At 57.2% G+C, this 8,809-nt stretch carries 11 protein-coding genes; 4 read left to right on the plus strand and 7 right to left on the minus strand.

All coding sequences use genetic code 11. The features are described from left to right. Nucleotides 1-82 precede the first annotated feature (82 nt). Nucleotides 83-904, minus strand: coding sequence for an amino acid--tRNA ligase-related protein (locus CW742_RS03395; RefSeq protein ID WP_394339456.1), 822 nt, complete (start codon nt 902-904; stop codon nt 83-85). A 311-nt stretch (nt 905-1,215) separates the two neighbouring features. On the opposite strand from CW742_RS03395, the gene CW742_RS03400 reads away from it, so the two are divergent. Then, nucleotides 1,216-1,722: a hypothetical protein gene (locus CW742_RS03400; RefSeq protein WP_292416464.1), complete on the plus strand. Its 507-nt coding sequence runs from the start codon at nt 1,216-1,218 to the stop codon at nt 1,720-1,722. Between the two features lie 240 nt (nt 1,723-1,962). Here the strand turns inward: CW742_RS03400 and CW742_RS03405 are convergent, their stop codons facing one another. Next, a complete protein-coding gene (locus tag CW742_RS03405; RefSeq protein WP_292416467.1) occupies nt 1,963-2,640 on the minus strand; it encodes a VTT domain-containing protein in 678 nt (225 codons plus the stop codon). Between the two features lie 146 nt (nt 2,641-2,786). Between CW742_RS03405 and CW742_RS03410 the strand changes: the two genes are divergently transcribed. Further along, the gene (locus CW742_RS03410; protein WP_292416470.1) at nt 2,787-3,374 is read left to right on the plus strand and encodes a hypothetical protein; all 588 of its coding nucleotides are present in this window, start codon (nt 2,787-2,789) and stop codon (nt 3,372-3,374) included. Nucleotides 3,375-3,449: 75 nt separating this feature from the next. Here CW742_RS03410 and CW742_RS03415 read toward each other — a convergent pair whose 3' ends face one another. Both CW742_RS03415 and CW742_RS03420 read right to left on the minus strand, forming a co-directional pair. Further along, nucleotides 3,450-3,812, minus strand: a complete 363-nt coding sequence (locus tag CW742_RS03415; RefSeq protein ID WP_292416473.1) for a hypothetical protein — start codon at nt 3,810-3,812, stop codon at nt 3,450-3,452. Between the two features lie 58 nt (nt 3,813-3,870). Beyond that, nucleotides 3,871-4,242, minus strand: a complete 372-nt coding sequence (locus CW742_RS03420; RefSeq protein WP_292416476.1) for a cupin domain-containing protein — start codon at nt 4,240-4,242, stop codon at nt 3,871-3,873. Between the two features lie 135 nt (nt 4,243-4,377). On the opposite strand from CW742_RS03420, the gene CW742_RS03425 reads away from it, so the two are divergent. Then, nucleotides 4,378-5,046, plus strand: coding sequence for a flavodoxin family protein (locus tag CW742_RS03425; protein ID WP_292416477.1), 669 nt, complete (start codon nt 4,378-4,380; stop codon nt 5,044-5,046). A 76-nt stretch (nt 5,047-5,122) separates the two neighbouring features. Here CW742_RS03425 and CW742_RS03430 read toward each other — a convergent pair whose 3' ends face one another. From CW742_RS03430 to cofD, 3 genes are all read right to left on the minus strand, one after another. Next, entirely contained in the window at nt 5,123-6,310 is a 1,188-nt protein-coding gene (locus CW742_RS03430) for a HEAT repeat domain-containing protein (protein WP_292416479.1), read from the minus strand. A 154-nt stretch (nt 6,311-6,464) separates the two neighbouring features. Next, complete coding sequence (locus CW742_RS03435; protein WP_292416482.1) at nt 6,465-7,361, minus strand: PEGA domain-containing protein; 897 nt, start codon at nt 7,359-7,361, stop codon at nt 6,465-6,467. A 127-nt stretch (nt 7,362-7,488) separates the two neighbouring features. Further along, nucleotides 7,489-8,391 carry a 2-phospho-L-lactate transferase gene (gene cofD, locus CW742_RS03440; RefSeq protein ID WP_292416485.1) on the minus strand — a complete coding sequence of 301 codons (903 nt, stop codon included), beginning with the start codon at nt 8,389-8,391 and terminating at the stop codon, nt 7,489-7,491. Nucleotides 8,392-8,430: 39 nt separating this feature from the next. Here cofD and CW742_RS03445 point away from each other — a divergent pair. Next, the coding region (locus CW742_RS03445; RefSeq protein WP_292416488.1) for an HD domain-containing protein at nt 8,431-8,809 on the plus strand (379 nt) is incomplete at its 3' end.

An 8,809-nucleotide genomic window follows, 5' to 3' on the forward strand; every position in this document is an offset into this window, starting at 1 on the left:
TGTCGTTGCCGTCTTTAGTCGGGTCCCCGATCTTCTTTGCTGCGATCGCGCTGGCATCAGGGGACGGGTGCCGGGGGAAGGCTCATTTCGGGACGGCAAAGTCCCCGGCACCCGTGTTGGCGATCTGCACGCTGCAGGTCTTATCCACGTACTCGTAGGTCTTTTTAATCAGGTCCTCGAGGATGCGCATGACCTCAGGATGGTCGGCAAACGAGACCTCGATGTCGATGCTGGTCGCCTCGTTGAGGTGCTTCGTTGTCGCGTGCTCCTCGGCACGGAAGATCGGTCCAATCTCGTACACCTTCTCGCAGCCGGCGGCCATCATCATCTGCTTGTAGAGCTGCGGGCTCTGGTTGAGGAAGGCCTCCTTGTCGAAGTAGGCAATGGGGAAGAGCTCGGTGCCGCCCTCGGTTGCCGCTGCTACGATCTTGGGAGTCGTGATGGCGGTGAAGCCGGCATCGTGAAGGAACTGGTTGATCGCGTAGCATGCTGCGCTCCGGATCTCGAAGACCGCGGCAACGCGGGGCCGCCGCACGTCACGGAACCGGGCGTCGAGCCGGGTGTCGAGTTCGGCCGGGGCCTTTTCGGAAACGTCCACCGGAAGGGGAGGCTCGGCAAGCGGCATGAGCTCGGTCGATTCCGGCCACCGCTCGCGGCGCCCTGCGGCGTTGTCTAGCGCCTTGGCCGGGCCAGTGACCCGTACAACCGATTCGCGGGAGACTGCCTTGACGGCGGCAAGGACCTGCTCGGATACTTTCTTCTTCGGGATGGTCACCTGGATGATTCCCGTCCGGTCGCGGATCAGCATGAAGGCGAGGCCGCCGAGGTCCCTGACCTCGTGGACCCAGCCGGCGATCTCGGCAGAACCGGATGCGGGGGTGACCTGTGCAATGGGCGTGCGCATTAAAATCCTATAACAATGGGCGGCAGGAGGTAATGATGGTATTGTGGGTGCGGGGGCCTGAATCAGAAGACAGGCGTGATTTTTCATCTTCATGGGCAAATGGGCGCGGGAAACGCGAAGGATGTGCCGGGGGGCTGACGAATCTGAGACTTTAATCAAAAGGTTGAGGATGAGAAGAGTCGCAGGCTCTTCGAACCTCTCGGAACTCGAACATACCCTGATGGGAATTATCTCCATCTCAGGGTTCTCATGATCCAATCGGATTCCATAATCCATATATTATTCAACAAACCCCACTTAGGTGAAGAACTATGGCAGAACCTGAAAAAACCAAGGAGCCCCAGGAAACGAAAGGCTGGAGTACCGGTACCAAGGCGCTGGTCGGCATCGTCGTGCTCATCCTCGTTCTCGGCACGCTTGCGGTCTTTACCCTGACCGTTGTGGTGATGGGATCGTTTTCTGAACCTTCGCTTCCCTATACGACAAATTACCGCGTCACCTTACCGGATGGCGAGCCGGTGACGATCGGGAGCAGCCACATCCTTGTCGCCTCCTATGAAAACGAACTGTTCTGCGATGTTGACGGGACAAAGGAGAAACTGGTTGTCGGCCAGCAGCGTATCATCAGCCCCAAGCACGCGAAAGTAACGGTATTGGGCATCCCGGTCATCGAGACGGATTTTGAGATCACCCTCACCTATCTTGGGTCAACCGGGAAAAATGCCAACTTCGACATGAGCGTTAAAACATCGACGCAGGTGCCGGAGATGGTGATCCGGCATATCATCCCCTCCAGCATGCACGCGCAGCCGATGTGAGTGCCCCCTTTTTTTCTTACCCGATTCGTTCAGGACAGCAAACCCCGCTCAGGTTATCGGGCGGTTGTGTTGCATTTATCCAGGCAATCTTTTCCCGGCGGATTTTCTTGGAGAGTGCATCCCTCCCGTGACATGACTGAACACGACCTGGGTGGGCGTGAGGCGAACCAATCCTGGGTTGCCTTTTGAAAAAAAGGTCAGGGGGTGAGTTGTCCAGAAGGATGGAGGAACAAAAAGTTCTCAGTCCTTGTTTTCAGCTTCCACACTCTCCGACGCTCCCTTGCAGGGCTGCCGCAGGAGCTGGAGAATCACCGACCCCACGGCAAGCATTGATATGCCGATGATAAGGTACACGATGAGGCTGAAGTTCTCCTTGACAATGGAAAGACCCCCAAAGAAGTATCCGGCCAGGGTGAACGATAAGATCCAGAGGACTGCCCCTGCGATGTTGTACGTGAGAAACCAGCGGTAGCTCATTTTGCCTACGCCGGCAAGGAACGGGGCGAAGGTCCTGATAAAGGGCACAAAACGGGCGATGACAACCGTCATGCCGCCATATTTTGCAAAGTACTCCTGGGTTCTTTCGAGATGCTCGGGGCGGACGCAACTGTACTTTTTCTCCAGGACCTTCATCCCGGCAGTGTGCCCGATCCAGTAGTTGACCGTGTCGCCAAGGATTGCAGCTACAAGGAGGATGACGATCAGGGCCTCGATATTCAGGTAACCTGCCCCGGCAAGTGTCCCGGCAACAAAGAGGAGCGAGTCACCGGGGAGGTACGGGGTGACAACGAGCCCTGTCTCACAGAAGACGATGGCAAAGAGGATCAGGTACGTCCAGAAACCATAACTGTCAATGATTCCGGGAAGGTACTTGTCAATGTGGAGCACAATATCGATGAAAAGGAACGGCAGGTCCATCTCCTGTACTATTCTCTTCAGGTCATCATAAATGCACGGCTGTCAATCCCGGCTCAGGCAACAGTACGCGGGCATGACATCCCGGATTCCGGACCCTGAATAATGCTTTTTATAGGGACGGACAATAAGGAATAAAGGTAAATTTCATGAAACATGAGAACCCGCCCACCTACTCCTTTGTCATTCTTACGCTCATCCTTATCATTGTCAATACGCTCCTTGCATGGCTCTCCGTTTCGGTCTTTCCGCTGGCCGGCGGGGGCGTGATATCCTGGATGTTTATCGCCGTAGGGTTCATGATCCTCTTTACGCTCTGGTTTGGCTGCTATGGTGCAATCGCCTCCTATGTCGGGACCCTTGCCGGCTCGGGGCTGCTGGTGTCTGATACCCTTGTCCACAACCCCCATGTTGCGCTCATCTGGGCCGTGGCCGGACTTTTACAGGCGCTCATTCCGCTTGTTGCGGTACGGAGTTTCCAGGTCGACCTGACCATGAAAAACCCACGGGACTATACCTACATCATCCTTTTCGGTGTCATCGTCAACAACCTTATCGGGGCTGTCTGGGCTGTAGGGACGCTCTCGCTTGTCGAAACTGTCTCATTCATATCGGCCTTCTCCGCATGGTTCATCGGCAATGCGGTCGTCTGCATCCTTATCGTTCCACTGTTCCTGAAACTGTTCACGGAAACGGTGCAGAAGAACCGGTTGTTTGTCAGGAATTACTGGACCTGACCACTGCTTTTTTAGATATCCCCGTTGCAGACCATCAGGTAGGTCTTCCCTGCCCTTGCAGACCCCTTCTTCCGGTCAGGTTTCGGATGGAATGGGAGCCTGGTCCATTGCATGGAGCAGGAGGGGAATGCCGACAGCGATGATGAAGATAAAGAAGCTGACCCAGAGGTGGACCCCGAAATAGGAAAGGAACGCTGCCCAGAGGAGGGCGACGAGCACCAGGAAGTAGAAGAGCAGGAGGGTGCGGTTCTTTTTGTGGTTCCGGATATCGATGAAGCCGACGACCGGGTTGATTGCCGCAAGCGAAGCGAACAAAAAGACGAACTGGAGCACCTCTCCTTTATGGAGCAGGAAGACAGCCCAGAGTACGGCAACGAACAGGATCAGGAAGAAGAAGATGCGGGTCCTTTCCCCTGGCGCACGAGACTCCGTCGCCATAATGGAGAGATGACTGTCCCGCTATAAAAAACAATTGCCGGATCCGGTCAGGCATCAGCTAGGTGATAAGCCGTTCATCGCCTTCCTGCCACTTCGGAGAAACGATGCACAGAAACACAAGGTCTCCTGTACCGCTATTGCGGATGTACTGGCGGGCTTTGGGGGGAATATACACGATCTGTCCTGCCCGCACAAACTCCTGTTCGTTCCCGATATGCATCTCTCCTTCCCCTTCAAGGATGTAGTAGAGCTCTACCGACCGGTCCAGAACATGGGGCAGCGTGGACTCTCCCACTGACACAATCGCATGGGCAATGCTGCACCCAAGCCCCGCGGCTTCCGGGACCTTATCGGGATGCAGGAGTTCGCACAGGACTGAACGATCGATCACGCGTGTATGGGAGCAGTCTGCAACACTTCGGATGAGCATGGGAATCTCCTGTTGGATCATGGGTCACGGGAATATTTGGAACCGTCGCAGTGCCGTACTTCCATAGGCAGCTGCAATTCTCCAGTACCGTACATCTTTATTGCGCCCTGCGGGTATCATTACTGTAGTGGTAGTATGAAGATCATTGGCATCAATTCCAGCCCGAAAGGCGACAAGAGCCAGACCCGCCGGCTCGTAATGGGGGTTCTCGAAGGAGCCCGGCAGGCCGGTGCGGACGTGACGTTTGTTGACATCTGTGCCCTGGACATCCATTACTGCACGGCGTGCGGCACCTGTTACGCAAAGGGAGAGTGCATCCATGACGACGATTTCCCGGCGCTCCTCCTGAAGATGTCCGACGCGGACGGAATTGTCTTCGGATCGCCCAATTACATCAACGCGGTGACCGCCCAGCTCAAGACCATGCTCGACCGCATGGCGGACACGGTGCACTGCCAGGCGTTTGCCGGCAAGTACGGCTGCTCTGTCTGCACCGCTGGTGGCTCCTATGCAAACGAAGTTGCGGATTATATGAACATGGCCCTTGGCAATTATGGTGCCATGACTGTCGGGAAGGTCGCAGTCCACCTGGGAGCCGATCCGGATGCGATTGCCGGTGCCGAGAAAGAGGCAAAGGCACTTGGAAAGAAGCTAGCCGAAGCGATCAAGACAAAATGGTCCGATCCCGCACAGGCGAAAGTCCTCGCAGAGCGCAGGGAATACTTCAAGCGCCTTGTATCGTTTAACAAGGACCTCTGGAAGCACGAGTACGATTACTGGAAAGCGGCAGGGGAACTGCCCTGACCTTTTTTGAAAAGAACCATCGCACGGTGCAGACATCCTGACCGTCTGAACGAACGGAAAAAAACAGGTATTGGGATTATTGAGCGGTCCGCTTCTTGATCATCTCGAGAGCTTCGAATGCTTCTTTCCTGACGGCAACGTTGTCGTCCGAGAGGAGCCCGGTCAGGTGGTCGACGGCTTTCTGGTCGCCAATCTCGCCCAGCAGGAGTGCGGCCCGCTTCCGGACATCGCTCTGTTCGTCCTTTAAGACCATGATAAGAGGGGTTGTTGCCGGCTGGCCGAGCATCCAGAGCGCCTCCATGGCGCCGGACCGGATCCGGTTGTCCCCCTCGCGGAAGACCTGCATGAGCGGGGCGATTGCTGGTACGCCAAGGGCTGCAAGGGCCCTGACGGCCTCGATACGGACAGGCCGGATATCGTCTTCGAGACTTTCGATAATCTTCGGGATTGCCCGCGTGTTGCCGATCTGGCCGAGCGCCTCGATTGCACCCCTGCGGATGCCCGGGTTCTGGTCAGCCAGTGCAGCGATCAGGGGGTCGATGGCCGGCTCCCCGATTGTCACGAGGGCCAGGGATGCCCGCCTGCCAACATCCTCGTTCTGGGCGATGAGTGCACGGATAAGGGGATCGATTGCTGGGACACCGAGCGAGCAGAGCGTAGCCATGACGGCGGTCCGCACCCGTTCCTGCGGATCGTTCAGGCTCTCGATCAGGCACGGGATACAGCGGGGGTCGTTGATGCGGCCAAAGGCAACGGCAGCCTCGTACCGGACACCAGCGTCAGTGTCCTTCATGGCCTCGACAAGTACCGGGACTGCCCTCTCCTCGCCCATCATCCCCAGTGCCTGCACAGCACCCCTGCGGATCAACGGGTGGGGATTCTTTGCTTCCTGCGCAAGAGGGCTCACCGAAGGCTCGCCAATCAGCTGGAGGGCCCGAATCGTCTCCTGCCGGACATCGTCACTTGGTTCAGTCAGCGCTGCAATCAGCGGGGTGACCGCAGGTGCCCCGATCTTGCCCAGCGTATCGGCAGAGCCCCTGCGGATGATCCAGTACTCATCCTGGAGCCCCCGGATCAGTGGCTCAATAAAGGCTTCGCCAAGGTCGCCAACAGACCGGACAGCGGCCCAGCGGGCATCGAGGTCGCCATCGGTCAGGGCTTTTAAGAGGTTCTCGGTGCGCTCCTTTTGTGCCCTCAGGCGCGCCTCTTCGCCCTCCTCTGTCCCTGACTTGAACAGGTTGAGGAATTTTTTGACTACACTCATAAAAACATCTCCAGACGAATATTAGGTGAAAATGTTCAAATAGGTATCGGGTGGGTGTTCTCGCCAGATTTGCGCGATACAGCCGGATCTCGCTCAAAAACCCTGTTTTTCATTACGGGCGGGAACCCGGGAAAAGAGAGAGCGGGTGAATGGATCAGGGTTGCCCGGTAAATCCAACGGTGAACTGGGCAGAACCCGAGGTAGTCCTCGGGATATCGTTCGCTTTCATGGTGTAGGTTCCGGTCGACACCGTGTTGTCCAGGGTGTACGAAAAGACCCAGTTATCGTTCGCCTGTACCGAGACAGTGCCCAGCCTGACACCCCCGGCATACTGGTCAGGACCATACAGGACGAGTTCGACTTCGGGAGCATTTGTCGTACAGAGGCCCGAGAACCGGATCGTGCCCCCCCGTGAAGCAGCGTACGTGCTCGGAACAACGGTCACTTCCCCGTTACCGATAACCTCGAACGCTGCCTGGGCCAGGGTCTTCTTGTCAGGATCGGAGGCGGTTGCCCGGTAGGTCCCTGGCAGAATTCCGGTGCCCGGGTTCCAGACATATGCCCAGTTCCCAAAAGCATCGACGTCCTTGAGGAGCGATGAGATCCCGCCAGAGTAGATCCCGGACCCGTAGATGGTCACGATAACATTTTTTGTGCCGGAGGCGGTTCCCCGGAAGGTGTTCGAGTCCCCGACAAGCATCGGATTTTTGCCTGGTGTGATGGTCACGGTAACCGCATTGGAAGGCAATGCAGCAGAAGCAGTGGTGGTCACAACTTCCGGCGTACTGGGGGTATCGGTCGGTGTGGGTATCAGGGCAGCAAAGACATTGTTGCTGCCCGGGGAGACGACCATGACCTCCGACCATCCCTGGTAACCAGGGTACCGGAACTCGATGGCATGGCTCCCGGGTTCCACACCGGCGAGAGAGACCGGCGTGGTCCCCCGGAACTGGGAATCAAAATAGACCTGGGCTCCCGATGGCGACGACGTGAACTGGATCGTCCCCGCCTCTTTTGGGGACTCGTACACACAACCCGCCAGCAAGACCAAAAAAACCAGCGGTACAATCAGCGTATTCCGGATCAAACGGTTTTCCCTCTTACGTTAACCGTTATTGCGGAGCGATATATAGATTTGCAAACCGGGACGCCGGGCAGCTCAATAGTGGGACGTGGGGTCAGGCAGCCGCTATCAGCTGGAGGACTTCGTTTGCCAGGGCTACGCTCTTGTCCTCGTCCGTCATCAGGGTGTCGAAGCGCACTGCATGGCTGACCTCGACGGGATCGCGGACATCCTGGACAAAGATATCGGTCAGGCCCCCGTAGCAGTTGAACGTCCCGATGGCGTTCGGCTCATAGCCGGCGGCACGCATCAGGGCTGCTGCCGGGCCACTCACCGGCTCGTTGCCAATGAACGGGCTGACAGCGAGGACAACCTTGTCCTGGATCGCCTCTTTGATCCCTTCGCAGGCAAGAATCGGGGAGATGCTCGTGATTGGGTTGGAGGGGCCGATCACAACAGCATCGCTTGCTTCGATGGCCTCGAGCGCCTCGGGAGTTGCTACTGGTGGCTCATTGAAGCATCGCACAACTTCCTGTATGCCGATCTTCCCCTTTGCCCTCACCCAGTACTCCTGGAAATGGATCGGGCCCAGCTCGGTCTTCACCTGCGTTGTCACTTCCGTGTCGGTCATCGGCAACACGTTCTCGCGGACTCCGTAGCGTTCGCAGAGGAACTTTGTCGCGTTTGTCAACCGCATCCCCCCGCGGAGCATCTCGCCCCGGGCAATGTGAACGGCCCGGTCCTGGTCACCGATGCCGATAAACTCATCGACGCCAAGGCGCATGATCTCGTCGTGGGTGGTGAAGGTGTCGTTCCGGATACCCCACCAGGTGTCGGTGTTGAGGATACCGGCGAAGAGATACATGACTGTGTCAACATCCGGTGAGATGTGGTTTCCCGAGATCCAGATGTCCTCGGCCGTGTTCACGATGACCGAGATCTCGTGCCGGTCCATCACTTTCTGCATGCCCCGAAGGAGTTTCGGCGTGCCGGTCCCGCCCGACAGGAACGTAATCATTACTCAATACTTTTATGCGATGTATATGAAGATTCTTTAGTGAACGCCAAGATCATCAAGGACCCGGTCCACGGTTATATCGAGATGGAGGACTATGCGCTCCGGCTGCTCGACTCACCCGTGCTCCAGCGCCTCCGGTATGTCCGCCAGCTTGGCTTCTCGTTTCTTGTCTATCCCGGGGCAAACCACACGCGCTTCGAACATTCCCTCGGGAGCATGTTCCTTGCCAATGTTGCCTGCCGCAGGTTCCAGCTGCCGGAGGATGAGCACCGGCTCGTTGTCTCCGCCGCGCTCCTGCATGACATCGGCCACGGCCCCTACTCTCACGCGAGCGAGCCTCTGATGGAGCAGTACCTGCACCGGACCCATGATGAAATCCGGCCCGTCATCGATGCTACTACCACAAGTGTGCTTGCAG

Source organism: Methanoregula sp., from assembly GCF_002835825.1.
Taxonomy (GTDB): Archaea; Halobacteriota; Methanomicrobia; order Methanomicrobiales; family Methanospirillaceae; genus Methanoregula.